20 protein-coding genes are annotated in these 26,808 nt (G+C 73.8%); 12 read left to right on the top strand and 8 right to left on the bottom strand.

The annotated features are described in order from the left end of the window. The first annotated feature begins 42 nt into the window (after positions 1 to 42). From OHV05_RS31865 to OHV05_RS31825, 9 genes are all read left to right on the top strand, one after another. Complete coding sequence (locus OHV05_RS31865) at positions 43 to 330, top strand: acyl carrier protein (RefSeq protein WP_405020774.1); 288 nt, start codon at positions 43 to 45, stop codon at positions 328 to 330. Positions 331 to 341: 11 nt separating this feature from the next. Beyond that, positions 342 to 1,703 (top strand): flavin monoamine oxidase family protein, encoded by a 1,362-nt coding sequence (locus OHV05_RS31860; RefSeq protein ID WP_405020773.1) that lies wholly within the window; start codon positions 342 to 344, stop codon positions 1,701 to 1,703. Between the two features lie 163 nt (positions 1,704 to 1,866). Continuing rightward, positions 1,867 to 3,573, top strand: a complete 1,707-nt coding sequence (locus OHV05_RS31855) for a class I adenylate-forming enzyme family protein (protein ID WP_405020772.1) — start codon at positions 1,867 to 1,869, stop codon at positions 3,571 to 3,573. An 8-nt stretch (positions 3,574 to 3,581) separates the two neighbouring features. After that, positions 3,582 to 5,000 carry a KamA family radical SAM protein gene (locus OHV05_RS31850; RefSeq protein ID WP_405020771.1) on the top strand — a complete coding sequence of 473 codons (1,419 nt, stop codon included), beginning with the start codon at positions 3,582 to 3,584 and terminating at the stop codon, positions 4,998 to 5,000. Beyond that, positions 4,997 to 6,016, top strand: coding sequence for a RimK family alpha-L-glutamate ligase (locus OHV05_RS31845; RefSeq protein ID WP_405020770.1), 1,020 nt, complete (start codon positions 4,997 to 4,999; stop codon positions 6,014 to 6,016). Before OHV05_RS31850 ends, OHV05_RS31845 begins: the two co-directional genes overlap by 4 nt. Beyond that, positions 6,013 to 7,236, top strand: a complete 1,224-nt coding sequence (locus OHV05_RS31840; protein ID WP_405020769.1) for a phenylacetate--CoA ligase family protein — start codon at positions 6,013 to 6,015, stop codon at positions 7,234 to 7,236. Before OHV05_RS31845 ends, OHV05_RS31840 begins: the two co-directional genes overlap by 4 nt. Continuing rightward, positions 7,233 to 8,525: an MFS transporter gene (locus tag OHV05_RS31835; RefSeq protein ID WP_405020768.1), complete on the top strand. Its 1,293-nt coding sequence runs from the start codon at positions 7,233 to 7,235 to the stop codon at positions 8,523 to 8,525. Before OHV05_RS31840 ends, OHV05_RS31835 begins: the two co-directional genes overlap by 4 nt. Beyond that, entirely contained in the window at positions 8,522 to 9,391 is an 870-nt protein-coding gene (locus OHV05_RS31830; RefSeq protein WP_405020767.1) for an SDR family NAD(P)-dependent oxidoreductase, read from the top strand. Before OHV05_RS31835 ends, OHV05_RS31830 begins: the two co-directional genes overlap by 4 nt. A 33-nt stretch (positions 9,392 to 9,424) precedes the next feature. Further along, positions 9,425 to 10,681, top strand: a complete 1,257-nt coding sequence (locus tag OHV05_RS31825; protein ID WP_405020766.1) for a phenylacetate--CoA ligase family protein — start codon at positions 9,425 to 9,427, stop codon at positions 10,679 to 10,681. Positions 10,682 to 10,870: 189 nt separating this feature from the next. Here OHV05_RS31825 and paaI read toward each other — a convergent pair whose 3' ends face one another. Both paaI and OHV05_RS31815 read right to left on the bottom strand, forming a co-directional pair. After that, on the bottom strand, positions 10,871 to 11,332 hold the full coding sequence (paaI, locus tag OHV05_RS31820) for a hydroxyphenylacetyl-CoA thioesterase PaaI (RefSeq protein WP_405020765.1): 462 nt from the start codon (positions 11,330 to 11,332) through the stop codon (positions 10,871 to 10,873). A 45-nt stretch (positions 11,333 to 11,377) separates the two neighbouring features. Next, entirely contained in the window at positions 11,378 to 12,292 is a 915-nt protein-coding gene (locus OHV05_RS31815; protein WP_405020764.1) for a GNAT family N-acetyltransferase, read from the bottom strand. 403 nt (positions 12,293 to 12,695) lie between these two features. Here OHV05_RS31815 and OHV05_RS31810 point away from each other — a divergent pair, with 403 nt between their 5' ends. The 3 genes from OHV05_RS31810 (at position 12,696) to OHV05_RS31800 (ending at position 18,193) form a co-directional block, all read left to right on the top strand. Next, the gene (locus tag OHV05_RS31810) at positions 12,696 to 16,349 is read left to right on the top strand and encodes a hypothetical protein (RefSeq protein WP_405020763.1); all 3,654 of its coding nucleotides are present in this window, start codon (positions 12,696 to 12,698) and stop codon (positions 16,347 to 16,349) included. A gap of 139 nt (positions 16,350 to 16,488) precedes the next feature. After that, positions 16,489 to 17,310: a GNAT family N-acetyltransferase gene (locus OHV05_RS31805; RefSeq protein WP_405020762.1), complete on the top strand. Its 822-nt coding sequence runs from the start codon at positions 16,489 to 16,491 to the stop codon at positions 17,308 to 17,310. Between the two features lie 7 nt (positions 17,311 to 17,317). Then, positions 17,318 to 18,193 carry a lysophospholipid acyltransferase family protein gene (locus tag OHV05_RS31800; RefSeq protein ID WP_405020761.1) on the top strand — a complete coding sequence of 292 codons (876 nt, stop codon included), beginning with the start codon at positions 17,318 to 17,320 and terminating at the stop codon, positions 18,191 to 18,193. Positions 18,194 to 18,206: 13 nt separating this feature from the next. Here OHV05_RS31800 and OHV05_RS31795 read toward each other — a convergent pair whose 3' ends face one another. The 6 genes from OHV05_RS31795 to OHV05_RS31770 form a co-directional block, all read right to left on the bottom strand. Next, a complete protein-coding gene (locus tag OHV05_RS31795) occupies positions 18,207 to 19,028 on the bottom strand; it encodes a phosphate ABC transporter ATP-binding protein (RefSeq protein WP_403030761.1) in 822 nt (273 codons plus the stop codon). Positions 19,029 to 19,059: 31 nt separating this feature from the next. Then, on the bottom strand, positions 19,060 to 20,007 hold the full coding sequence (locus OHV05_RS31790; protein ID WP_405020760.1) for a class E sortase: 948 nt from the start codon (positions 20,005 to 20,007) through the stop codon (positions 19,060 to 19,062). Next, a complete protein-coding gene (locus tag OHV05_RS31785; RefSeq protein ID WP_405020759.1) occupies positions 20,004 to 21,722 on the bottom strand; it encodes a substrate-binding domain-containing protein in 1,719 nt (572 codons plus the stop codon). The genes OHV05_RS31790 and OHV05_RS31785 overlap by 4 nt, the downstream gene beginning before the upstream one ends. Positions 21,723 to 21,784: 62 nt before the next feature. Further along, positions 21,785 to 23,038 (bottom strand): phosphate ABC transporter permease PstA, encoded by a 1,254-nt coding sequence (gene pstA, locus OHV05_RS31780; RefSeq protein ID WP_405020758.1) that lies wholly within the window; start codon positions 23,036 to 23,038, stop codon positions 21,785 to 21,787. 18 nt (positions 23,039 to 23,056) lie between these two features. Beyond that, positions 23,057 to 24,052, bottom strand: a complete 996-nt coding sequence (pstC, locus tag OHV05_RS31775; RefSeq protein ID WP_405020757.1) for a phosphate ABC transporter permease subunit PstC — start codon at positions 24,050 to 24,052, stop codon at positions 23,057 to 23,059. A 109-nt stretch (positions 24,053 to 24,161) separates the two neighbouring features. Beyond that, entirely contained in the window at positions 24,162 to 26,669 is a 2,508-nt protein-coding gene (locus OHV05_RS31770) for a hypothetical protein (RefSeq protein ID WP_405020756.1), read from the bottom strand. Between the last annotated feature and the right edge of the window lie 139 nt (positions 26,670 to 26,808).

The raw sequence follows: 26,808 nt of genomic DNA, 5'->3' as shown, positions 1-26,808 counted from the left end.
ACCCACCGGCAAGGCCCGCTGACAGGTCAAAGGAGACCTTCGATGAGCGTTGACACCACCACTTCCACCGCCCCGGGCGGTACGCCCGGCGATCCCGGGACGGACCCAGGAACCGAGGTCGAGAGCGTGGTGGCGATCTTCCGTCGGGTACTGGAGAGCACCGAGGTCGCGCCGGACTCCGACTTCTTCCTGCTCGGCGGCGACTCGCTGATCGCCACCCGGGTGCTGAGCGCGATCGCCCGGGGCCACGGCGTGGAGCTGACCTTCGACGACTTCGTCCTGGCACCCACCCCGCAGGGCCTCGCCGACCGGATCGCGGCCGCCCGATGAGCGACGGCCCGATGAGCGACGGCCTCCCGGTCGGCGAGGGCCGCCCGGGCGCCACCAGCGCCGTCGTGGTCGGGGCCGGACTGGCCGGGCTCACGGCCGCCACCGGGCTGGCGGCACACGGGATCGAGGTCACCGTGCTGGAGGCCCGCGACCGGGTCGGCGGCCGTACCCACGGCCTCCGGGTCGGACCGGACGCCTGGGTCGACGCCGGCGCCGCCTACCTGGGCGACCGGCACACCGAACTGCTGGCCCTGATATCCGAGTTGGGCCTCAAGACCACGCCGACCACGATGCAGGGCGCCAGCCGCTTCGCCCTCGGCGCCGAACAGGCCACCCGGGACGGCCGGTTCCCACCGCTCAACGCCGTGGCGCTCGGCGACCTGTTCGAGCTGCTGGACGAACTCGCCACCGCCGTACGGCCGGAGGCCCCCTGGCTCACCCCGGACGCCGCGCGGCTGGACACCCTGACCGCCGCCGACTGGGCCGATCAGCACCTGACCCACCCGGACGCCCGGCTGTTCTTCCCGCTCTTCCTGGGCGAGATGATGGCCGCCGACCCGGCCGAGGTCTCCGTCCTGCACCTGGCGTTCTACCTGCGCTCGGGCGGCGGTCTGCGCTACCTGAACGCCTTCGAGGGCGGTGCCCAGCAGGACCGGATCGCCGGTGGCGCCCACCAGGCGTGCGACCTGCTGGCCGACCGGCTCGGCAGCCGGGTCCGGCTCGGGGAACCGGTCCTGACGGTCCATCAGGACCAGGACGGGGTCACCGTCGGCACGCCGGGGGGCGAGTACCGGGCCGACCTGGCGGTGCTGGCGCTGCCGCCGCTGCTCGCCGACGCCGTCGACCACCGGCCGGCCCTGCCGGTCCGCCGGGCGACCGGGCGGACCGCCCGGGGCTGCGCGGTCAAGGTCAACCTGGTCTACCCGGCGCCGCTCTGGCGCGACCACGGCCTCTCCGGCTGGTCGGTCAACGCCGAGGGGCCGCTGCTCTCCACCGTGGACGACTCACCGGCCGAGGGCGGGGTCGGCGTGCTGACCGGCTTCGTCACCGGCGCCGAGGCGCACCGGTACGCGGCGCTGACCCCGGCGGAGCAGCGCTCGGCGGCGGTCGGACAGGCCGCCCGGCTGTTCCCGATGCTGCCGGAGCCGATCGGCTTCCGGCTCACCGACTGGGTCAACGAGCAGTACAGCCGGGGCTGTTACGCCGCGCTGCTCGGCCCCGGGGACTGGTCGGCGCTCGGCCCGACGCTGACCACGCCGCACCACCGGGTGCACTGGGCCGGTACCGAGACCAGCACCGAGTACTTCGGGCTGATGGAAGGCGCCATCCGTTCCGGCCACCGCGTGGTCGCGGAGATCCTCGCCCGTCGCTAGCGCCCGCCCGCGTCACCCGCTTCAACGGACCATCCTGCGCCGCCGAACCACTCCGTTCCGCTGAACCACCCCGTTCCGCCGAGCACCAGACCCCCTCGACCAGTTCACCCGGCAGCCGTTCCACAAGAGCGCGCGCCGGGGCGACCCGCACCGGGAGACCGCCATGAGCGAACAGAGTTCCATCGCACCCCTCGCCGCCCGGCAGCAGCTGATGACCGAGCCCACCCTCGGGGCCGGCAACTTCCTGGACCACGCCCTGGCGGTCAACCCCCACCGCGCGGTCCCGTTCGCCTACAGCCACCACACCGACCATCGCGGCGCCGTGGTGCTGCGCGGGCACAGCCTGCTCGACCTGGCCGCACTGCGCGACCGTTACGCCAAGTGGTACTGGGCGAACGGCGTCCGCCCCGGCGAGCCGGTCGGCGTGGTGGTCGGCGAGGGCCTGGAGCCGCTGCTGCACTTCTTCGCGCTGACCGCGCTGGGCGCCGTCCCGGCCCTGGTCAACGACGCCATGCGGCACGACGTGATGGTCCGCTACCTCGACCACGTCGGCGTGGTCGGCATCGTCGCGGACGACCCCACCCGGCTGGCCGCCGCCTACCGGGAGGCCCCGCGCTCCCGGCCGCGCTTCATCGCCATGGCGGCCGAGATCCAGGCGTTCGACGCCGAGTCGGCCGCGCTCCCCGAGGTCTACCCGTACCGGCACGCGGCCGAGGACGTGGTGGCGCTGATCCACTCCTCCGGCACCACCGGGACGCCGAAGTCCACCATGCTGGCGCACCGTCAGTTCTGGGACGGCAAGCAGCCGCGGATGGTCCGCTTCCCCGCCGAGTCCTACGACCGCCTGATGTCGCTGATGCCGCACACTCACGCGGGCGGTCTGAGCTACTTCCTCACAGCCACCCTGCTCGGTCTGCCGACCGTGGTGATGTCCGACTGGCGGCGGGTGACGGTGGAGCCGGTGATGCGGGCGTTCCGGCCCACCATGGTCGCCTCCTTCCCGCGCACCTTCGTCGAGCTGGCCACCGGCGAGCTGCCGGTCGAGGGCGCCGCCCGGGTGCACTCCTGGTTCAACACCGGCGACAGCGCGCACTACGGGCACATCCGCCGGCTGGTCCGGCTCGGCGAGCGCCCGGCCGGGCTGATCAAGCCCTGGCTGCTGCCGAGCGAGGCGGCCGATCAACCGGCGCTGGCCGGTTCGCAGTTCATCGACGGCCTGGGCTCCTCCGAGATGGGCATGGCGCTGTTCGGCCAGGTCACCACGGTGGAGAGCACCCGCAACGACCGGTGCGTCGGCAAGCCGCTCGAGGTGGTGACCAGAGCCGCGGTGCTGGACGAGGACGGCGCGGAGGTCCCGGACGGCACGGTCGGCCTGCTCGGCGTGATCACCCCCTCCCGCACCCCCGGGTACTGGAACAACCCGAAGCTCACCGGCACCTTCGAGCTGGCCGGCCACTGGCTCACCGGCGACCTGGCCCGGCGCGACGCCGACGGCAACTTCTACCACCTCGACCGCACGGTGGACGTGATCGACACCGCGAGCGGCCCGGTCTACAGCCTGCCGATCGAGGAGGTGCTGCTGGCCGACTGCGCCGAACTGGTGCAGGACTGCTCGGTGATCGGCCTGCCCGGGGCCGCCGGTACGGGCCAACACCCGTTCGCCGTGGTGCGGTTGCAGACCGAGGCCGAGCAGTGCACCGCCGAGGAGGTCCAGGAGGCCGCCAACAAGGCGCTGGCCGGGGCGGGGCTGACCGGGCTCGCCGGGGTGAGCATCGCCCGCACTCCGGCCGACTTCCCGCTCGGGCCCACCGGCAAGGTGCTCAAGCGCGAACTGCGGACCCGCTTCGCCACCCTGCTCACCGGACGGTAGAACCCCCGATGGGTCTCCAGACGATCCGGCAGCCGTACCAGTACGTCCGGACGCCGCTCGCCGAGCCGGACTGGCGTCGGCTGCCGGGCTGGCGCCACGTCACGCCGCAACAGTGGCGGGACGCCCAGTGGCAGCGGGCGCACTGTGTCAAGAACATCCGGCAACTGCGCGCCGTGATGGGCGAGTTGCTCACCGACCTGTTCTACCAGGAGCTGGCCGCCGACCAGGCCGGGTACGCGATGATGTCGATGCTGCTGCCCCCGCAGATGCTCAACACGATGGCGCCGCACACCCCGGCCGAACCGGGGGCGTTCACCGAGGCGTTCTTCGCCGACCCGGTCCGCCGCTACATGCTGCCCGTGCGCACCGACCGGCACCCGCGCTGGCCGAGCCACCCGAACGCCGAACGGGACTCGCTGCACGAGACCGAGATGTGGGTGGTGGAGGGCCTGACGCACCGTTATCCCACCAAGGTGCTGGCCGAGTTGGTCTCCACCTGCCCGCAGTACTGCGGGCACTGCACCCGGATGGACCTGGTCGGCAACTCCACCCCGCAGCTCACCAAGACCCGGCTGGTGCTCCGGCCGGCCGACCGGCAGGAACAGATCCTCGACTACCTCAAGCGGACCCCGGCGGTGCGCGACGTGGTGGTCTCCGGCGGTGACCTGGCCAATGTGCCGTGGCCCCAACTGGAGTCTTTCCTGCTCCAGTTGCTGGACCTCGGCACGGTGCGCGACATCCGGCTGGCCAGCAAGGCGGTGGTCGGCCTGCCGCAGCACTGGCTCCAGCCGCAGGTGCTGGCGGGGCTGGGCCGGGTGGCGGCGCTGGCCGCCCGGCGGTCGGTCAACCTGGCCGTGCACACCCACGCCAACCACGTGCAGTCGGTCACCCCGCTGGTCGCCGAGGCGGCCCGGGCCCTGCTGGACGTGGGCGTCCGGGACGTCCGCAACCAGGGCGTCCTGATGCGCGGGGTGAACGCCACCCCGGCCGACCTGCTCGACCTCTGCTTCGCCCTCCAGGGCGAGGCGAACATCCTGCCGTACTACTTCTACCTGTGCGACATGATCCCCAACTCCGAGCACTGGCGCACCTCGATGCACGAGGCCCAGCTGCTCCAGGAGGCGATCATGGGCTACCTGCCGGGCTACGCCACGCCCCGGATCGTCTGCGACGTACCGGACGTCGGCAAGCGCTGGGTGCACCAGGCGGTCGCCTACGACCGGGTGCGCGGCATCTCGTACTGGACCAAGAACTACCGCACCGAGCGGGAGGTCCGCCAGGCCGGGGACGCCGGCCCGGCCGCACCGCTCGACCGGCGCCACCCCTACTACGACCCGCTGGACACCCTCCCGGAGCCCGGCCGCCGGTGGTGGTCCGGGCAGCCCGGCGGCTCGTGCTCCCGAATCCCTGGGAAGGACCCTCGGTGAACCCCACTCCTGAGAACGACGCCGGCCGGCTGCGCCGGATGTGCTGGATCTTCCCGGACCGGGAGTCGACCCGGACCGGCGCGATGTGGAAGCACTACTTCTGGGACCTCTACGAGGAGGTCGCCGAGCAGCAGGGGATGAGCTGGACCAGGCACTCCCCCGACGCGGTCACCGTGGACGGCACCGTGCGCGGCGCACCCCGGGTCTACGTGGACGACGAACTGGTCGATCCGCAGGACACCTTGTTCGTCACCGCGCTCTACTCGCTGCCCTACCAGTCGATGGACATCTTCAACCAGTACGCGCTGTACGCGGTGCTGGAGGAGGCCGGCTTCCACCTGCCCTTCCCGCCGCAGGTGTCGCTGATCGGCAACGACAAGCTGGCCACCGTCCTGCACCTGAACGGCTCCCCGGTGCCGCCGATCCCGACCGTCCGGATCGGCACCGGCCGGGACGTCGGCAAGCACCTCTACGAGGTGGCACTGGCGAACATGACCTACCCCGCCATCGTGAAGCCGGCCGGCTGGTGCGGTGGCGGCGGGATCAACCTGGCCCGCGGCCCGGAGGACGTCCGGGGCCTGGCCAGCCTGGCCCAGGGCGGTGACACCACACTGGTGGTGCAGCCCTACCTCGGGGACGGCACGGTCGACTACCGGGTCTACGTGATCGACGGCAAGCCGTACGCCGTGCTGAAGCGGACCCCGGAGGCCGGTTCGCCGGTGGCCAACGCCAGCCGGGGCGGCACCATGGAGTTCGCCGAGATCCCGGCCGAACTGGCGGCGGCCACCGCCTACTTCGCCGAGCGGCTGCCGATCCCGTACTTCTGCGTGGACTTCCTGCACGACGGCGAGCGGTTCTGGTTCTCCGAGCTGGAGCCCGACGGGGTGATCGCCCCCGACCTGGACGATCCGGACCGGACCGTCCAACGGGGCATCACCCGGGCCCGGTTCACCGCCTACCGGGACGCCCACGCCAAGTGGTGGGCCAACCGCAACCCCGAGGGGGGCACCCGATGACCGACTCGTTCTCGCTCACCCCGGAGGCGGCCGAGCCGCAGCTCCGGGTCGCCCGGAACTCGCTCGAACTGCTGCGGACCGTACCGGAGTTGGCCCAGCGCTACACCGGGGTCGACCGGCTGCGCACGCTCGGCGACCTGGCGGCGCTGCCGCCGATGATGAAGGACGACCTCAACACCGCGCTGGCGCACCTGGAGCCGAAGGCCGAGGTCGGCGCCACCTGGCTGTTCCAGAGCGGCGGCAGCACCGGTGCGCCGAAGGTCGGTTACGCCCCGACCGGCTTCTACATGGCCGGGGTGTACGCGCAGTGGCGGCCACTGGACCGCGACGACGTGTTCGTCAACGCCTGGGGTGCGGGCCGGATGTGGGGCGCGCACTTCCTGGTCGCCGCGCTGGCCGACCTGTCCGGGTGCCAGGTGCTCTCGGTGGGCTCGGTCACCAGGGACGAGTACGCCGACTGGCTGGCGTTCTTCGCCACCCGCCGGGTGACCGCGATCGGCGGCACCCCGAGCGTGCTGCGCCTGTGGTTCGCGAGCGCCCGGGCCGCCGGGGTGAAGCTGCCGGCCCTGCGCAAGGTGCTCTGGCTCGGCGAGGCCTGGCAGCCCCAACTGGACGAGGACATGGCCGCGGTGGCCCCGCAGGCGCGCCGCTGGGGCATGTTCGGCAGCACCGAGACCTGGGTGGTGGGCACCAACACCCCGGACTGTCCGGAGGACACCTTCCACACCCTGCCCGAGCAGCTGGTGCACGTCGACCCGGACGGGCTGCTCGACTTCACCACCCTCAACCCGGAGATGCTCAACCCGGTGCTGCGCTACCGGACCGGCGACGCCGGGGAGTTGGTGAGCTGCCCGTGCGGCCGGCCGGGCCGGTCGATGCGGGTGCTGGGCCGCCGGGACAGCGTGGTGCAGGTGCGCGGTCTGGGTCTGCACGTGGACGAGATCATCGGGCGGGTGGAACGCGAACCGGGCGTGACCCGGGCCCAGTTCGTGCTCACCGAACAGGGCGGCCGGGCCACCGGCGTCGACCTGCTGCTGCTCACCGGCGGCCCCGCCCCGGACGTCGAGCGGATCCGCGCCGACCTGCTGTCCGCCACCTTCACCCTGAGCACCGCCTTCCAGCACGACCCGGAGTCCTTCCGGGTCCGCGCGGTGGGCGCGCTGATCAGCAACGACCGGACCGGCAAGACCGCCAACCTCGTGGTCCGGGAGGACTCGTGAAACCACACCGGCCGCTCTCGCTGGGACGCGGCTTCAACCTGTACTGGTTCGGCCAGACCATCAGCACCGTCGGCGACCGGATCACGGTCTTCGTGGTGCCGACCGTGATGATCTTCGTGCTGCACGCCGGTGCGCTCCAGGTCGGGATCGTGGCGATGGCCCAGTACCTGGGCATCCCGCTGCTCGGACCGGTGGCCGGCGTGCTGGTGGACCGCTGGGACAAGCGCCGGACGATGCTGGTCTGCGACTTCGTCCGGCTGCTCGCGGTGGCGGTGATCCCGCTGGCCTACTGGCTGGACCTGCTGTCCACCCCACTGCTGTTCGGCTGCGTGGCGGTGATCAGCGGCGCGACGATCTTCTTCACCGTCGGCTACCTGGTCGCCGTCCCCGCCGTGGTGGAGCAGGAGCACCTGGTCCGCGCCTACTCCCGGCTGGAGGGCAGCCGTTCGGTCTCCGAGGTGGCCGGGCCCTCGATCGCGGCCGGCCTGTACAGCGCGCTCGGCGTGGCCGCCCTGCTGGTGGACGCGGCCAGCTACCTGGTCTCCGCGCTGTGCTTCCGCTCGATGCCGTCCTGGGGCGAACGGACCGTCGCCACCGGCTCGGTCTGGGAGCGGCTGACCATCGGCTTCCGGCTGAACTGGTCCGACCCGGTGCTGCGCCGGGTGGTGCTGGCGGCGGTCACGCTGAACTGCGGCGGCCCGATCTTCGTCACCGTGCTGCCGGTGCTCGCCTACCGGGGCCTCGGCGCCTCGGTCGCCGTCTTCGGCGCGGCCATGTCGGTCGCCGCGGTGGGCGCGCTGGTCGGCGCCGTGGTCGCCCCGAAGATCAGTGAGCGGCTGGGCACCGGACGGACCTTGGCCTGGGCGCTCCTGCTGCACTGCCTGGTCGGCCTCGGCGTGCTCGCCGCCCCCGCGCTGCCCACCGGCCCGGTGATCGCCGCGACGATGGGCTGCTACGGCTTCTTCATGTCCTGCATCAACGTCTGCAGCGCGCCGATCCGGCAGTCCCGGATGTCCGCCCAGCACCAGGGCGCGATGCACGCGGCGTTCCGGACCTTCACCTGGGGCGTGATCCCGCTGGCCGCGCTGGTCGGCGGGGTGGCCGTCACCCTGCTGACCGGCCCGCTCGGCATCCTGGACGCGGCCCGGGTCACCATGGTGGGCGGCACCCTGCTGGCGGCCTGCTCGTTCCTGCCCGCGCTCGGCGTCCAGTCCCGCCTCGACGCGGCCGCCCGGGAGCGGCAGGCGGCGGCCGACGCCGCCCCGGCGCTGGCCGACAACGCGTCATGACGGCCGAACACGGGATCGTGCTGATCACCGGCTGCTCCTCCGGCATCGGCCTGGCCACCGCCGTGGCGGCGGCCCGGGCCGGCTACACCACGGTCGCCACCCTACGCGAGCCCGACCGGGCCGGGGCGCTGCTGGCCGCGGCCGGGGAGGCCGGGGTCACGCTGGACGTCCGGCGCCTGGACGTCACCTACCCGGAGTCCGTCGCCGCCTGCGTCGACGGCGTCCGGCGGACGTACGGCCGGCTGGACGCGGTGGTCAACAACGCCGGGATCTCCAACTTCGACCCCACCCTGGAGATGTCCGGCGCGGCGGCGCTCCGGGCCAACCTGGAGGTGAACTTCTTCGGCGTGGTCGAGGTCAGCCGGGCCGCGCTGCCGCTGCTCCGGGCCGGCGGGGGCCGGCTGGTGACCATCGGCAGCGTGCACGGCGTGGTCGGCCAGCCCTTCAACGAGGCGTACTGCGCCGCGAAGTTCGCCGTCGAGGGGTTCATGGAGAGCCTGGCCCCGGTCGCCGAGGCGCACGGCGTCCTGGTCTCGATCGTGGTGCCCGGCTTCGTCCGGGGCACCACGTTCGGGATCTTCCCGGACGTCAACCGCCGGACGGTGGAGGCCGCTTCGGGCCCGTACGCGCCGACCTTCGCCGACTACGTGGCCTCGCTGGGCAGCCAGGGCTGGACCTCCGGCGCCCAGTCCGCCCAGGAGGTGGCCGAGGTGGTGGTGCGGACCCTGCGCGCCGACCGGCCGCCGTTCCGGGTGCCGACCAACGACTGGGCGGCCGGCCACCTGGACCACAAGCTCGCCGACCGGGACGGCTCGACCGTGCAGACGCTGGCCCGGAGCTGGCTCGCCCGCCCCGAACTCCCCTGATCCCCAAGCCCGTTCGACCGAACAGGAGTGACCGTGCCCGCGCTGTCCCTGCAACAGCTGGTCGACCACGCCCGGACCCGCTCGCCGTTCTACGCGGAGGCGTACCGCGACGTCCCCGCCGTGGTCTCGCACCTCACCCAGCTCCCGATCATCGACCAGGCCGCCTTCTGGGCGGCCAACACCTGGCCCGAGAACCGGCTGCTGACCGGGCCGTTGACCGATGCGGGGGTCTACAAGAGCGGCGGCACCACCGGTGTCCCGAAGCTCTCGGTCTGGTCCCGCGCGGAGCACGCCGACTCGGTGACCGCGTTCGGCGCGGGCATGGTCCGGGCCGGGCTGAAGCCCGGTCACCGGGTGGCCAACCTGTTCTGGGCCGGTGAACTCTACGGCGGGTTCCTGTACATCGAGAACGCCCTGCACCACGCCCCGGTGGACAACGTCCGGCTGCCGGTCGGCGCCGCCGCCTCCAGCGAGTACATCGTCGACCTGATCGCCACCTTCGGCGTGAACGTGCTGGCGGGCGTGCCGATGAAGCTGGCCGCCGTGGCCGAGTACCTGGTGGAGCGCGGCCAGGTCGCCGACTCGGTCGAACTGCTGCTGTTCGGCGGTGACCTGCTCTTCACCGACCTGCGGCCGATCCTGTCCCGGGCCTTCCCGAAGGCGGCCGTCGCCTCGGTCGGCTACGCCTCGATCGACGCGGGACTGGTCGGCCGCCCGGTGCCGGGCGACGACGTCCGCGTCCACGAGGCGTTCCCCGACCGCACCCTGGTCGAGCTGGTCGACGACGTGACCGGCGAGCCGATCACCACCCCGGGCGTGCCCGGTCGGCTGCTGGTCACCAACCTGTTCCGTACCCTGATGCCGGTCCTCCGCTACCCGGCCGGCGACCGCGCCGAGTGGGTCGACCCCGAGCGGCAGCGGTTCCGGCTGCTCGGCCGGTCGATGGAGGGCGGCCGGGTCGGCACGATCGCGATGCCGCTGGAGGACATCCGCGCGGTGCTGGTCGAGGCCGACCGGGACCAGCACATGGTCGGGATGCAGATGGTGCACCGCCGGTGGGACGGCCGGGACGGCCTGATCCTCCGGCTCGGGTACGTCAACGAGCCGCCCGCCGACCTGGAGCAACGGATGGTCGAGGCGGTCTACGCCGCCCGCCCGGTCTTCCCGGCGGAGGTGGCGGACGGCGCCATCCACCCGCTCGGCATCGAGTGGGTGCCGACCTCCGAGCTGGTCACCAACCCGCGCACCGGCAAGCTCCAGCAGGTCCTGGACGAGCGCCCGCCGGCCTGAGCCGGTCCGGTCGCCGCCCGCCCCGCCCCCGGCGGGACCGGCGGCGACCGGGTCAGTCGTCCAGTGGTTCAGACCGGCCGGCACATGGAGGGTGGGGGAAGGAGCGGGTCGAGGGCCGAGTCCGGGCGGTGCCGACGAAGGAGCCATGGCGGAGCCCTGGCGACTGAGGAGAAGCCGTCTGGGCGAGAGTCATCGACCCGCGACGCCGCCCTCCATGTGCCGGCCGGTCTCACCGGCCAGGATCACGCTCTGACCGCGGAACTCGGCGACCACTCTGCCGGTGGACTGACGGACGGTCACGTCGTACACCCCGGTCCGCCCGGACCTGGCCCGCTCCACCGCCTCGGCCACCAGCTCGTCGTCGACGGCCGCCGGGGACAGGAAGGTGACCTGGGCCGCCTGCGCCACGGTGACCGGGCCGTAGCTGTTGCACGCGTAGCTGAACGCCGCGTCGGCCAGCAGGAACAGATAGCCGCCGTGCGCCATCCCGTGGCCGTTCACCATGCTCGCGGTCACCCGCATCCGCATCAGCGCCCGGCCGGTGGACACCTCGTCGAGGGCTATCCGCAGGGTCTGGCAGGTCTGGTCGCGCTCGTACAGCGCGACGATCCTCGGATGGGCCGCCACGTCCGGCCCGACAAGTGTTCCCATGATCTCCTGCCTTCCCCCCGGACGGCCCGGCAACCATGACGGCCGCTACCCGAGTGCCTTGCTGTGCACGGTGGAGCTCCGACGGACCGTCATGCCCACCCGCTGGTACAGCGTCAGCGCCCCGGTGTCGGAGTGCGTCCAGAGCGTGCAGCCCCGCCGGCCCTGCCGGTGGAAGCCCCGGAAGGTGTGCTGGAGCAGCAGCCGGGCGATCCCCCGGTTGCGCTGGTCGGCGCGCACCGCGACCCGCTCGACGTACCCCTCGTCGGCGCCCGGCACGTCCAACGCCAGCACCGCGCCGACCAGTTCGCCGTCCGCGAAGGCCAGCGAGGACATCGCGGGGGCGAAGCTGCTGCGCTCCACGGCGAGCAGTGCCCACTCCTGGTAGGACTTCCGCCGGGACTGCCACTCGTCGAAGGCGTCCTCGGTCAGCAGGTGGGCCGGGTGCTCGTCGCCCGGCCGGAACGACCGCACCGTGATGCCGGGTGCCGGCTCGGGGACCACCGGCTCGGTCGGCAACTCGATGCCCAGCAGCCAGGCGGTGACCATCGGCCGGTACCCGTCCGCCTGCACCAGCGCCACCGCCGCCAGGTCGCCGTCCGGGACGGTCTGCGCCACCCACTCGGTGCCGGCCCGGCGGGCCCGCTCGTCGACCCAGGCCAGCAGGGAACGGCCGATGCCCAGGCCCCGGTGGGCGGGGTGCACGTCGACCTCGGAGCGGCGGTTCACCCAGGCCCGGCCGGCCAGTTCACCGCTCGGGCCGTGCACCAGCACGGTGTCCAGCTCCGGCACCAGCCCGGGACGGGCCAGGTCGGCGGCGACGGTGTCGAGGTCGGTCTCGGCGACTCCGTACAGCGCCCGCTCGCAGTCCGCCACCAACCGGTGGATCGCCGAGAGGTCGGCGGCGGTGGCGGCTCGGGTGCGGTAGCCGGCGGGCAGGCCCTGCGGGAAGTGGTCTGACATGCGGTGAACCCTCTGCCATCGGCACCGCCGCTGTCCACCCGCCGACTCCGGCCGGGCGGTCGCCGTACACCGATCGTGCACCCGCCCTGCACCAGGCGTCCCATTCGCCTGCGACGGCGGGGGCCGGGTGGCAGCATGGTCCGGGTCGCACGTGCACATCTGATCGGGGCCCAGATGTCAGACCCTCCGGTGATCGGTGGGTGGGTGAAGGAGCGGCGTCGGGGTGCGTGCCTCGGCGGCGCCGAGGAGGAAGTCCATGCGGAGCATCGGCGACCGACGAGAAGCCGGCGAGGTGCGTGCCCCGGCGTCGCGACGCCGCCCCCCGATCACCGGAGGGTCCGGATCGTCCTTGGTTCACCGTGCCGGAAGTGGGGGTGCGCCGGCCGGGGGGACGGCGTACGGGGTGCTCGGCGCCGACCTCCACGTCTCGGCCGAGGGTGTTCCGCTGTACCGGCTGGCCGGCTGGCGTCCACCGGCCCCGCTGGACCACGTCTGGCTCGGCGAGCAGCCGAGCCGGCTGCTGGACGCCCGCTCGGCCGTGGTCGGGTTCACCGGCCGGGAGCGGGAGTTGGCCGAGCTGCGGGACTGGTGCGCGGTCGGGCCGCCGGCGGCGGCCCGCTGGCTGCACGCCCCGGGCGGGCAGGGGAAGAGCCGGATCGCCGACCGGCTGGCCGGGGAGCTCGCGGAGTCGGGCTGGCAGGTGGTCACGGCCGACGAGGGCCCCGACGGCCTCCCGGCACCCCCCGGCGGTACCGACCTCCGGGTGGCCGGCGCCGTCGGCCTGCTGCTGCTGGTCGACCGGGCCGACCACTGGACGCCGGTCCGGCTCACCCTGCTGCTCGGCAACGCGCTGCTGCGTCAGCGCGGCCTGCCGACCCGGGTGTTGCTGCTCGCCCGGAGCGCCGACGCGCCGACCGTGCTCCGGGCCGCCTTCCCGGACACCACCCGCCGGACTCTGCCCCCGCTCCCGACGGCGGACCGGCCCGCGCTGTTCCGCGCCGCCGTGGACGCCTTCGCCGAGCGGTACGGCGTCCGGCCGCCCGCCGATCCGGTGGCGCTGGACCACCCCGACTTCGGGCTCACCCTGGCCGTCCTGATGGCCGCGCTGGTCACGGTCGACGCGTACGCAACCGGTCGTCGGGCCCCGACCCAGCCGGCCGGGCTGTCCGTCCACCTGCTCGACCGGGAGCAGCTCAACTGGGCCCGGCTGCACCGGGAGCACAGACCCGGGGGGTTCAGCTCCCCGCCCTGGGTAATGAACCGCACCGTGTTCGCCGCCACCCTGGTCGGCCCGCAGTCCCCGGACACCGGGGCCGAGTTGATCGAGTCGCTCGGCCTGGAGCAGCCGACCGCCGCACTGCTCGCCGACCACACCACCTGCTACCCGCCACCCGTCCCCGGTACCGTGCTGCCCGCGCTGGCCCCGGACCGCCTGGCCGAGGACTTCCTCGCCCTCACCCTGCCCGGCCATCCGGCCGACCACCCGGCGCAGCCTTGGGCCCCGGCGATCGCGGCGGTGCTGACCCGGGGCGGCTGGCGGCCGGGCCGGGCCGTCACCGTGCTGGCGGCGACGGCGGCCCGCTGGCCGCATGTCGGGCCGAACTGCCTCTTCCCGTTGCTGACCGCCGATCCCGCCGTCGCGGTCGCGGCCGGCAGCCCCGGGCTGACCGCGCTGGCCGCGCTCCCGGGCATCGAGCCACCGCTGCTGGAGCGGATCCTCGCCGCGATACCGTCCCCGGCTCCGGCCGACCTGGTCCCCGGCCGGGCCGCCCTGACGGTGCGTCTGCTGCCGCACCGGCTGGGCCGGACCGACGATCCGGCGGCCCACGCCCGCCTGCACGCCGAGCACGCCGAGCAGTTGGGCGCGCTGGGCCGGGACGAGCAGGCGGTGGAGGCGGCCCGGCGGACGGTGCAGCTGCTCGGCCACCTGGTGGCCGCCGAACCCGCCCGGTACGAGCACCGGTTGGCGCGGTCGCTGGCCGCGCTGGCGGACCGGCTGGCCGTCGCCGGACGGCTGGACGAGGCGGTCGCCGCCCAGGCCAGGGCGGTCGAACTGCTGGGGCGGCGGGCCGACTTCGAACCGGGGCTGGCCGCCGCGCTGGCCGCGCACAGCACGCTGCTTGAGCGCGCCGGGCGGTGGGGCGAGGCGCACCGGGCCAACCGGCAGGCGGTCCAGCGCTACCGCCGGCTGGTGGCGCAGGACCGGTCCCACCGGGCCGGGCTGGCGGCGGCATTGAGCGCGGCGGCCGGGCTGTCGCTGCGCGGCCTGGGCGCGGCCGACGACCTGGACCCGGCCCGGGAGGCGGTCGCACACTGGCGGGAGTTAACGGCCGAGGACCCGGCCAGCCACCGGGGCGACCTGGCCCGGGCGCTGCTCGGCCTGCGCGACGACCTGTCCCGGGCCGGGCGTCGGGACGAGGCGGTGCGGGCCGCCGAGGAGTTGGTGGCACTCTGCCCGGAGCCCGGGCCCGTCGACGAGGGGCCGGACGACCAGGAGCGGGCGGCCGCGCTCGGCGAACTCCGCCGACTGCTCACCGCGGCCGGCCGGCCGGGCGAGGCCGTGCGGGCCGGGGCGGCTGCGGTGGCGCTCTGGCAGCGGCTCGCCCAGCGTGCCCCCGCCACGTACCGGGCCGCCCTGCTGGAGGCGCTGGACGGGCAGCGGGAGACCCTGCGGGCGGCCGACCGGCGGGCCGGCCCCGCCCCGGCGGCGCGCGGGCTCTGGTCCCCGCCGCCGGTCCCGGTGGAGGTGCGCGCCGCCGAGCTCGCCCGGCAGCAGGACTGGCCCGCCTACTGGGAACTCGCCTGCACCGCACCGGTGGTGGACGCCGCCCCGCTGGCGGCCCGGCTGCTCGCCGCCGACTGGCACCCACCGGCCGCCGCCGACCGGGAGCTGCTGCGCCGGCTGACCGCGCTGGACACCCACCGGGTGGCTGCCGCCGCCGCCCGCGCGGTCGGGCCGGCCACCGTCCGGCTGCCCGCCGGGCTGCGCCTGCTCGACGCCGACCACGTCTCGTTCGCCCACGGCAGCCCCGCGCTGGCGCTGGCCACCCCCGGCCACGGCACCCGGCAGGAGCTGATCGAGACCCTCGAACTCGGCACCGACCGCCGGACCGCGCTGCACCTGGGCGAGGCGGGCCACTCCTCCGTGGTCTGCCTCGGCCCCGGCCAGGTGGTGGCCGCCCGCCGGGTCGGCGGGGACGACCCGCACTTCGAGCTGGTCCGGCACTCGGCGGCCGGTCCGCAGCTGCTGGCGGCTGGTTTCGCGGTGGCCGCCGCCCGGCTGGTGCCGACCGGCACCGGGTACGTGGCGGGGCTCCGGCTCAGCCCCGGGGCGCTGGTGGACGACGGGAGCTCGGAGCTGCGGCAGGTCGGCCTGGAGCCCTGGGGCCTGGCCAACGCCGAGCTGCTCGCGGTCGCGCCCGGCGGTGACCTGCTGGTGCTCTCCGACGGCCGGCGGCTGGTCCTCGCCGACACCGGCCTGCGGGCGGTGCTCGGCACGGCCGGTGTCCCCGAGGAGCCCGGCCGGCTGCTCGACCTGACCTTCGCCGGGCCCGACCGCCTGCTCGGCTCGGGCCGCCAGGGCGGTCTGACGCTCTGGGAGCTGGCCGGCGCCGAACCCCGGCCGACCGTCCGGCGGGACACCCCTCGGCTGCGCAACCTGTTCGCCGTCCCGGCCTGGCAGGTGGTCGGCGGGCTGGCCCCGAGCGAGGGCCGGGTGCACTTCTACGACCAGCTCACCCTGGCCCCGGTACCGGTGCCGCCGCACCTGGCCGAGCTGGTCGAGTGGCCCCGGGTGCTCCGCTGCTCGCCGGACGGCCGGTACGTCGCGTACGCGGGCCGCCCGGTGGCGGGCTCGGGCGCGCCGGACGGCTCCGGTCTGCTGCACGACCTGCACCACCCGGGCGCGCTGCTGCACCGGCCGCCGGGCGCCCTCTCCGCCACCGAGTCGGCGGTGCTCGGCGCGCCCGCCGGCGGCGGCTCCGAGGACCCAGATGTACGCGAACTCCTCGCACTGGCCCGGGTGTTGGCTCTCAGGACGGCCGACCGGGGCCGCTGAAACGGGCCGCCGACACCGGTGCATTCAACAGGTCCACATCTCCACTCTCCCGGCTGGTCATACGAACGCCAACCAATCTGGAGAGACATAGGGCAGCACCGATCGCCACGCTCGACCCAAGCCCTGGGAGAACCCCGTCATGGCCCTTGGTACCGCGCTCAGCTCCCCCACCGTGACCCGCCCCACCGTCACGCGACCCGCCGCCCACCCGACCGCCGCCCCCGCCTACTCGGTGTCGCTGGCCTCCGACGAGGCGGACGTCCGGGCGGCCCAGCGACTGCGCCACGACGTCTTCGCCGGCGGGATGGGTGCCGTCCTGGACACCCCCGTGCCCGGCCTGGACATCGACCCGTTCGACCAGTTCTGCGACCACCTGCTGGTGCGCGAGAACGAGACCGGCGAGGTGGTCGGCACCTACCGGCTGCTCCGCCCGGAGGCGGCGGCCCGGGCCGGGCGGCTGTACTCCGAGACCGAGTTCGACCTGACCAACCTGGCGGCCGTCCGCCCCGGCCTGGTCGAGGTGGGCCGGTCCTGCATCGACATCCGGCACCGCGACAACGGCGCCGTGATCAACCTGATGTGGGGCGGCATCGCCCGCTACCTGGTCGACACCGGCAACAGCTGGGTGGCCGGCTGCTGCTCCGTCCCGCTGGCCGACGGCGGCGCCACCGCGGCCGGGGTCTGGGACGCCATGACGGCCCGTCACCTGGCCCCGGCCGAGTACCGGGTCACCCCGCACCGCCCGTGGGACCCGACCGGCGTGGTGCGGCCCGAGCGGACCACGATCCCGGCCCTGCTCCGCGGCTACCTGCGGCTGGGCGCCTGGGTCTGCGGCGAGCCCGCGTACGACCCGGACTTCGGGGTGGCCGACCTGTACGTGCTGCTCTCGCTGGAGCGGACCGACCCGCGCTACCTGCGGCACTTCCTCTCGGCCGGCACCCCGGCCGGCGCGGGCGGGTGACCGCGCCGTGAGCGGCTGGCTCCCCACCGCCCCCTGCACGCCGGAGAGTTGTCTCGCCGACCCCGGGCCGACCGTGCCCGCACCGCTGCGCCTGCTGCGCGGGGCCGGCAGCTTCGGCGTCCTGCTGACCGGGATCGCCGTGGTCGTGCTGGTCCGGGGCTGGGACCGGGCGCCCCGGCTCCGGGACGCGGCGCTCCGGTTCTGGACCAGGTCGCTGCTGACCGCGATGGGCGTCCGCCTGCGGGTCGTCGGGGTGCCCGCCCCGGGCTCCGCGCTGCGGGTGGCCAACCACATCTCCTGGCTGGACATCGTGCTGTTCACCGCCGTACGGCCCGGGCCGATGCTGGCCAAGACCGAGGTCCGGGACTGGCCGGTGCTCGGCCCGCTGACCGGGCGGGGCGGCACGGTCTACATCGACCGCGACAACCTGCGCCAACTCCCGGACCGAGTGGCCGAGATGGCCGCCGTACTGCGGTCCGGGCGGCCGATCACCGCGTTCCCCGAGGGCAGCACCTGGTGCGGCGAGGCGGGCGGGAAGTTCCGCCCGGCGGCGTTCCAGGCGGCGATCGACGCGGCGGCCCCGGTCCAGCCCGTGACGATCCGTTACCGGCAGCCGGACGGCCGGCTCTGCACCGCCCCGGCCTACGTCGGTGACGACGAACTGCTGCCGTCCATCCGCCGGGTGGTGGCCGCCCGGGGCCTGGTCGCCGAGGTCACCTTCCACTCCCCGATGCCCACCGACCACGGCACCGATCGCCGCCTGCTCGCCCGCCGGGCGCAGGCCGCCGTCGGCAGCGGCCCGGAGGTCGACCACGTGGTCGACCGCCCGCACGTCCCGGCCCGGCAGCGTCCGCAGGTCGCCGGGACCGCCGCCTGGCGCTGACCGAGGACACGCCCTACCCGAACCGGCCGTTCACGTAGTCCGCCGTCCGCTGGTCGGCCGGCGCACCGAACAGCCGGTCGGTGGGGCCTGCCTCGACGATCCGGCCCGGGGTGTCGTGGCTGGCCAGGAAGAACGCGCAGGACTGCGAGACCCGCTGCGCCTGCTGCATGTTGTGCGTCACGATCACGATGGTGAGCCGGCCGCGCAGCTCGGCGATGGTCTCCTCGACCCGCCGGGTCGAGGTCGGGTCCAGCGCCGAGCAGGGCTCGTCCATCAACAGCACGTCCGGCGAGACGGCCAGCGAGCGGGCGATGCAGAGCCGCTGCTGCTGCCCGCCGGAGAGCGAACCGCCGGGCGAGCGCAGCCGGTTGCTCACCTCCTGCCAGAGGCCGGCGGCCTGCAGGCTGCTCTCCACCAGGTGGTCCCGCTGTTCGCGGTCGGTCTTGATCCCGGCCAGCTTGAGGCCGCTGGCGACGTTGTCGTAGATGCTCATCGCCGGGAACGGGTTGGGCCGTTGGAACACCATGCCGATCCGCCGCCGGACGTCGGCGGGCCGCCGCCCGGTGGCGTAGATGTCGGTGCCCGCGAGCAGCACCTCACCGGACAGGCCCGCGCCGCGGACCATCTCGTGCATCCGGTTGAGGATCCGCAGGTAGGTGGACTTGCCGCAGCCGGACGGGCCGATCAGGGCGGTGACCTGACCGGCCGTCATGCTCAGCGAGACCCGGTCCAGCACCTTGTGGTCACCGAACCAGGCCGAGACGCCCCGGGTCTCGATGCCGTACAGCGAGTCGTCGGTCCTGGGCAGTACGGCGGTGTCGATGGCGTCGGTCATCCCGATGGTCCTTCGGTAGAGGTTGGGCGCTTCAGTACAGGTTGGGCAGCAGGGCGGCGGCGTTCTCGTAGCAGCTCCAGAGCACCGCGCCGAGCACCGGTGCCGAGCACAGGTACGCCGCCCAGCGGTGCCAGAGCCGGACCGCCAGGGTGGTCAGCGTGACGCACCCGAGCAGGCCCAGCGTCCAGAGCTGGAGCGCCGAGAGCGCGGACCGGTCGGCGGCCAGCGCCTTGTCGGTGGGGCGCAGCGCGCCCCGGGTGCCGGCGTCGGCGTACGGCTCGCCGAGCAGCCGGGCACCGACCATCACGGTCGAGGAGGAGATCCAGTCCGAGTCACCGGTGACCAGCACCAGCCGGTTCTCGGCCTGGTCGGTCAGCGGGTTGCCGCCCTCGCCGTGCTCGTTGACGACGTAGCTGGACTTCCCCTGGCCGGTGGTGACGTCGATCCGGTCGCCCTCGTGCAGCTCGGCGATCCGGGCGAACGGGGCGCCGAAGCTGACCCGGCGGCCGAACAGCACGCTGACGCCCTGTTGGCCCGGCAGCACGGTGTCCCGCCGGTGGCCGGGGCCCCGCATCAGGTCGCGGCCGGTGGTGCCCTCGACCACCACCGTCTCGTACAGGCCGAGCGCCGGGATGTCGATCATCGCCACCGGTGCACCGTCGACGGTGGGCCCGGTCGGGGCCACCGCGGTGCCGAACTGCTCGCGCAGGGTCTTGTACGCGGCGGCCTGCGCGTGCTGCTCCTGGAGCCCGGACAGGGTGGGCAGGAACGCCCCGAAGCCGATCACCAGCACGGCCAGCGAGGTGGTCGCCCAGCCCGCCTGGACCAGCCGGCGCCGGGCCGTGCCGAGCGGCGGGCGGACGGCGGCCCGCTTCGGCGCGGCGGGCGGCGGTCCGGCGTCCCTCGGCGCGGCGGCTGCCGGGGCGTCAGGTCCCGGCTCGGGCCTGACCGTCGGTGGCACACTGGTCGGTGCGCTCATCGCGTCACTCCCCGGTTCCGCCGCCGGGCCGCCAGCCAGCCGCCGAGCAGCGGCGGCACGGCGACCAGGGCGAGCAGTTCGATCGCGGTCAGCGTGCTGAGCAGCCACTCGTCCTTGCGGTTGCCGACCTCCACCACACTGGCCTGGAGGTTGCCGCCGCCACCGCCGGCCCCGCCCGCTCCGACCACCTCACCGGTCTGCGGGTCGATCGCCGGGGGTGCCGCGTTCGGGTCGGCCGCGGTGCCGCCGGCCGCGGCCGCACCGCCGGTGCCACCGGTCCCGCCGGTCGTCCCGCTGCCGGTCGAACCGCCCTTGGTGCCACCGGAGTTGCTGCCGCCGGCGCTGCCGCTGCTGACCGGCTGGCCGTCCTTGACCACACAGTCCAGCGGGGTGCCGAGCTTGTCGCAGGGGCTCGGCTGCGGGGCGTTCGCCAGCACGGTGAGCTCACCGGCGCTGTTGAAGGTGGGGTTGGCGCAGTTGGCGAGCGTGTCGGCGTTCACCGGGCTGGCGTTGCCCGGGATGTGACCGACCTGGAGCATCCCGCCGCGCACCAGGCCGCGCGGGATCGGCGAGTAGCCGAGACTGTCGGCCTGGCCCTGCCCCGCGCACAGCACGTAGGAGATGAACCGGCTCAGCGCGTTGCCCTTGGCGTCGTTGAAGCGCGGCGGCACCGGGTCGGCGACGCCCTGGCGCGGCACGATCAGGTAGCTGTAGCTGGACACCGGGTAGGCCCGCTTGTCGGCCATGTTGTAGACGTCGTCCAGGTTCTGCTGCAGGAAGTTGGGGTCGGTCGGCGGGGTCGGGTCGTCGACTCCCTTGATCTTCGCGGCGGTCAGCGCGACCGCGACGTTGGAGGCGGTCGGCAGCGTGTAGTACCCGGCGGCGTTCAGCACCTTGACCACCGGCCAGTTGCTGCGCTTGGCGAAGGCGTACTCGTCGTAGCCGATGGTGCCGAGACCGGACGGGGACTTGATGTAGTTGGCCACCACGTCGGACCCGTTCTGCGCCACCATCCGGCCCGAGGTCGGGAAGAACTCGGTGTAGTCGCCGCAGGTGACGCTGTTGATCCCGGTGCAGTACGCCTCCCACTCGGCCCGGTGGGTGTGCTGCATCCAGCGGGTGAACTGGGCGGTGGCGCCGGAGCCGTCGGAGCGCACCACCGGGGTGATCGGCACGTGCGGCAGCGCCCGGCCGTAGTCCTTGGTGACGGCCGGGTCGTCCCAGAAGGCGATCTTGCTGGTGAAGATCTTCACCAGGGTGTCCGAGGAGAGCCGCAGGTCGGTGACCCGCTTCCCGGCCAGCACCAGGTTGTACATGAACGCGGTGCCGCCCGCGGTGATCGGCACGTAGGAGTAGCCGTACACCGCCCGCTCCGCGCCGGCCGCGCCCGAGCCGCCGACCGCGCCGCTCGCCCCGGTGTCCAGCTTGGAGCGGAACGGCACGTCGGAGGCGGTGAAGTCGTTGAGCCCGGCCGCCCAGTTCTTCCGTCCGGCGGCCGAGCCGACCGGGTTGAAGTTGATCTGGATGCCCTGCGGCACCACGTCCTGGCGCCACTGGTCGATGGCCGGTCCGGCCCAGCTGGAGCCGTCCGCGTTGAGCGAGGTCGCGGCGTACGCCGGGGTCGCCCGGCCGAGCGCCGCCGAGGCGGCGAGCAGCAACAGGACGAGCAGCAGGGCGGCGGACCGCTGCGGCCGGTGAGCGGATGCCCACGGCATGGGGACTCCTCTGGGGTGGTCGGTCGGTACGGGAGCGGGGTCGGACAACCGCCGGGGGCGCGTCATGGCCGCACCACGGCGATCTCCGGGGCGTTCGGTTGACGTCGCGCCACGGCGACGTCCGGGGCGGGCGACTGCACCCGGGCCAGGGCCACGGCGGGCCGGGCCGGGCGGCGCCGCGCGGCGGCGTCCCGGCTGATCAGCCGGCGCTGACGGCTGCTCAGCTCGCCGGGGCGGCGGCCGCCGAGGGCGCGGGCGGCGAGGAAGAGCACCAGCACCACGCCCATCAGGGTGAGCCCGGCGGCGAACGCCCGGGCCACCATGTCCTCGTAGGGCTGGCGGACGTAGTTCCAGATGTACAACGGCAGGCTGACCTGCTGGCCGTGGAACGGGTCGAGGTTGAAGTAGGCGGTCAGCCCCGAGGTGAGCAGCACCGGCGAGGTCTCGCCCACGCCACGGGCCATCCCGAGCACCACGGCGGTGGAGAGCCCGGGCCGGGCGGTGGGCAGCACCACGTTCCAGACCGTGCGCCACTGGCTGGCGCCGAGCGCGTAGGACGCCTCCCGCAGGGTGCCGGGCACCAGCCGGATCACCACCTCGGCCGCCCTGGTGATGATCGGCATCATCATCACGGTGAGCGCCAGCGACGCGGCGAAGCCGCACCGCTCCATCCCGAAGGTGAGGATCACCACGCCGAGCACGAACAGCCCGGCCACGATCGAGGGCAGCGCGGTCATCGCCTCGACCAGGGTGCGCACCGGCCGGGCGAACCGGCCGCCCACCTCGGACATGTAGACGGCGGCGGCGATGCCCAGCGGGACGGAGAACAGCGTGGCCAGGCCGAGCTGTTCGACCGAGCCGATGATCGCGTGCAGCGCGCCGCCCGAGGTGATCGGGGAGAGTGCGGCGGTGGTCTCCATCGACTGGGTGAAGAAGTTCGCGTGCCGGGCGGCGGTGATCCCGTGCACCAGCAGGAACCCGAGCTGTTCCAGGATCGTCCCGAGCACCAGCGCGCCCGAGCTCCAGGCCAGCGCGGCGACCAGCCGCTCGCGCACCAGCCGGCCGTTCCACTGCACGGCGACGGCGCCGCCGTAGAAGGCCAGGAAGAGCAGGTACCAGCTGAGCAGGAAGCCGAACGCACCGCTGAACGGCAGGATCCGCTCGTACAGCAGCCAGTCCAGCCCCAGCGATCCGCCGGCGGCACCGACGGCGGTGGCCAGATCGGCCCGGGTGACGCCGCCGAACCTGATCCGGGTCTCGGGCTCCTCGGCGGCCTTGGTCAGGGAGGGGCTGGTGTCTTCGGCAATATCGGTCATCGGCCGTGTCCTCGGTGCTCAGTCGGAGGTCGCCGCGCCGGAGCGCGAGCGGTTGATGATGACGCCGGCCACCACGTTGACCAGCAGCGTCAGGGCGAACAGCACCAGTCCGGCCGCCATCAGGGCGGAGAGTGACAGCTCGTCGGATTCGCCGAAGCGCAGCGCGATCAGCGCCGAGATCGAGTTCGCCCCGTTCTCCAGCAGGTGGCCCTTGAAGACGAAGGCCGGCGAGATGATCAGCGCGACCGCGATGGTCTCGCCCATCGCCCGGCCGAAGCCGAGCATCACCGCGCCGATCACGCCGCCCTTGCCGAACGGCAGCACCACCGTGCGCACCATCCCCCAGCGGGTGCTGCCCAGCGCGTACGCGCCCTCCCGCTCGCCCTGCGGCGCCTGCGAGAACACCTCCCGGCTGAGCGCGGTGACGATCGGGATGATCATCAGCGACACCACCACGCCCGCGATGAAGGTCGAGGAGGTGTAGGAGGCCCCGACGTCGCCGGTGCGCACCTTGAGGAACGGCAGGGTGTCACCGAGGTGGTTGGAGGCCCAGCGGGACAGGCCGATGATCCTCGGCTGGAGGAAGAACAGGCCCCAGAGGCCGTAGACGATGCTCGGGATCGCGGCCATCAGGTCGACCACCGCGATCAGTGCCTTCCGGGCCCGCACGGGTGCGTACTCGGAGATGAACACGGCCGCGCAGAGTGCCACCGGCACCGCGATCAGCAGCGCCACCACGGCGATCAGCACGCCGTTGGGCAGTACCGCCGCGATGCCGAACTGGTAGGCGGCGGTGTTCCAGCGCTGCTCGGTGAAGAAGGACCAGCCGGTGACCCGGAGCGCCTGTCCGCCGCGCAGCAGCAGGAAGAAGGCGATCAGGCCCATGATCAGGAAGACCGAGAGCCCCGCTGCGGTCAGCAGGATCCGGAACACCCGGTCACCCCGGGAGACCGGCGCGCTGATCCGCCGTGGTCGGTCTTCGAGGTCCGCCGGGGCGGGGAGGGTTGCTGTCATGACGGGTTCTCCGCAGCGTTCGGGACGGTCAACTGGGCTTCCGGGCAGCATGGTTCGGCCCGCTTCCGGGCCGGCCCGGGCGGCTTCGCCCGGACCGGCCCGACCGGTCTCAGCTCCGGCCGAACAGCCGGCGGAACCAGCCCGCGATCCGCCCACCGGCCGCGGTGCCGCTGAGCAGCAGCGTGGTCGGGCCGCCCACCAGCAGCACCCCGCCGATCACCAGCAGCACCGGCAGCATCAGCCGGGCCGCGCCCGCCCGGTCCTGCCCGGGGCGGCCGGCCGCCACCGGGGCGACCGCGATCGGGGAGTTCGAGGGGGCCGGGTTGGCCACCGGGGCGGGACCGCCCGCAGCCGCTGCCGCACCCGAAGTCCCGCCGGTGCCGGCCGTGCTGTCGCCACCGGAGCTGCCGCCGGAACCGCTCCCGCCGGTGGAGCCGGACTGGCCACCGGTGGTGGTGCCGCCGGAGCCGCCGCCGCTGGTGCCACCGGGATCGCTCGAGGTGACCTGGTTGCCCGGCAGCGCCGAGTCCTGCGCGCCGACATGACCGGCCGCGGCCTTCGCCTGCGCGGACTGGGCCTCGGTCAGCGCCAGGAAGCCGGGCGCCAGCAGTCCGGGCGCGGTGCCGTAGATCTGCCCGCCGCCGAGGTCGGTGGCCTGCCGGACGAACTTGGCCACGGCCGCCGCCTTGCCGCCGTCCAGACCGCTGGTGGGCAGCATCGCGTACTGCACGGCGGTCAGCGGGTAGGCCGCCTTCGCCCCGGCGAAGGCCGAACCGCCATCGCCGTACGGGAGTTGCTGGGTGCCGGTGACCGGATCGGTGGGCATCACCGCGACCGCCGCCTGCAGCGCCCCGGTCGACGGGGTGACGAACTCCCCGGCCGGGTTGGCCAGTGCGGCCTCGGGCAGCGAGTACGCCTTGGCCTGGCCGGCGTCCAGCACGGCGAACAGTGCGCGCTGGCCGATCGGCTCCGGTGCGCACTTCGGGTGCGCGCCGGTGTTGTCGATGTTCGGGTCACTGCAGGTGGCCCGGTTCTCCAGCACGTTCCGGGACACCGCGCCGAGCCCGCCGCTGAGCGGGTTCCACTCGTACTGCTTCCAGTTGCCGGGGCCGCTGAAGTCCTGCGGCACGAAGCTGTCGACCGGGTAGCCGGCGAAGCTGGAGCGCAGGTAGTAGGAGTTCAGCCGCATGCCCCAGGGGTCCTTCGCACCGCCGAGGAACTGGGCCGCGTCCGGGTCGGCGGCGATCCACGCGGTCAGCTGGTACACCAGGTCGGAGGTGCCGCCGATCACGATCGGGGTGGTCTCGGCCTTGTTCCCGCCCGAACCGCAGTCCGGCCAGACCGGGCCGTTCACCGCGTCCACCGGGTTGAGCTTGAGGAACTCCGGGTCCAGGAAGACGCACTTCGGGTTGCCGTCCACCGAGGGGATCGAGGCGCCGTACTGCAGGTCGTAGGACTGGGTCAGCAGTTTCGCCAACAGCCGTGCGTTCAGCTTCAGTTGACGGATCTGACGGCGGCTGGTGGCGTCGTCGATCACATAGACCACCGAGATCGCGGTGGTGGCCAGCGGCGCGTAGACGTACGGGCGCGCGGCCGGGCTCCGGTCCGGTCGCGCGGTCAACGCCACGTCGGCGCCCCGGCGTTCCAGGAAGGCGGCCCGGGCCTGCGGCTCGCCCCCGCCGAACACGTAGCCCAGGTTCAGCGGCTGGTCGCCGCCGCAGAATCCGGCCCGCCACTGCTGCACCGCCCGGTTGGCCATCTCCAGACCGGCCATCGCGAACGCGTCGCCGCCGGCCTTGCAGTCACTGGGCGTGGCGGCGAAGTGCAGCGGCACCACGGCCCGCTGGTTCCAGGCGCAGGTCTCGCCGGTGTTGTACGGCGTGCCGACGTTCTTCCAGAACGAACCGTCCGAGGCGGTGTTGAAGAAACCGTCGTTGTCGCCCGAGTGGTCGTCGCAGTTGATGGTGCCGGCCGGGCTCTGGTAGGCGCCGATCGCGTCACCGCCGTACTGCGGCTCCACCACCAGCGAGCAGGCGTGCGCGGCGTCGCAGCCCAGGGTCTGGCTCTGCTGCGAGGTCCAGAGCTCGATCTCGGCCTCGCCGGTGCCGTCCGGCCTGGTCGCCGCGATCACCATGTTGCTCGGGAACTCGGGGGTGGTGGCGCCCTGCGCCATCACCTGCTCGAAGCCCTTGGCCTGATCGCCGTTGTACACCGTGCTGCCGTAGCAGTCGGTCGGCTTCGGGTCGGTGCCCCGGCACTGGTAGACCCGGACCGAGTACAGGATCTGGGTGGAGCCCACCACCGCGACGTCCACCGGGTCGCCCCAGGTGAACGCGCTCGGGGTGAAGCCGGCCCAGCGGACCCGGACCCGCTCGTTGCCCAGGTTGCCGGTGGTGTCCAGGGTGACCGAACCCCGCTCACCGGTGGTCCAGTCCGCCGGGTTCCACACCGGCGGACCCGGCACCGTCACGCCACCGGCCGCGTGCGCCTCGGGCGCCGGGCCCAGGGCTCCGGGCAGCACCACCATCGTGAGTGCCGCCGCCCAGGCGACGGTGGCGGCGGCAAAGATCTTCGCCAGCCGCCGACGCGCGGGGTTGCCCGGTCTGCGGAGCCTCATGGGGTGTCCTTTCGCTGATCCGATCACCGCTGTCCGAAACCGGACCCACCGGGATCGAGACTTCGGTATTTCCCCATGTGGATATGACAGTTGATGACCATTCAGATGTATAAGGCCCCAACTTGCCAGCGCAGTACCG

It is taken from the genome of Kitasatospora sp. NBC_00070 (assembly GCF_045041205.1).
GTDB lineage: Bacteria > Actinomycetota > Actinomycetes > Streptomycetales > Streptomycetaceae > Kitasatospora.
Note: the sequence above shows the minus strand (reverse complement) of the source record. Positions and strands in the feature narration are given on the sequence as shown.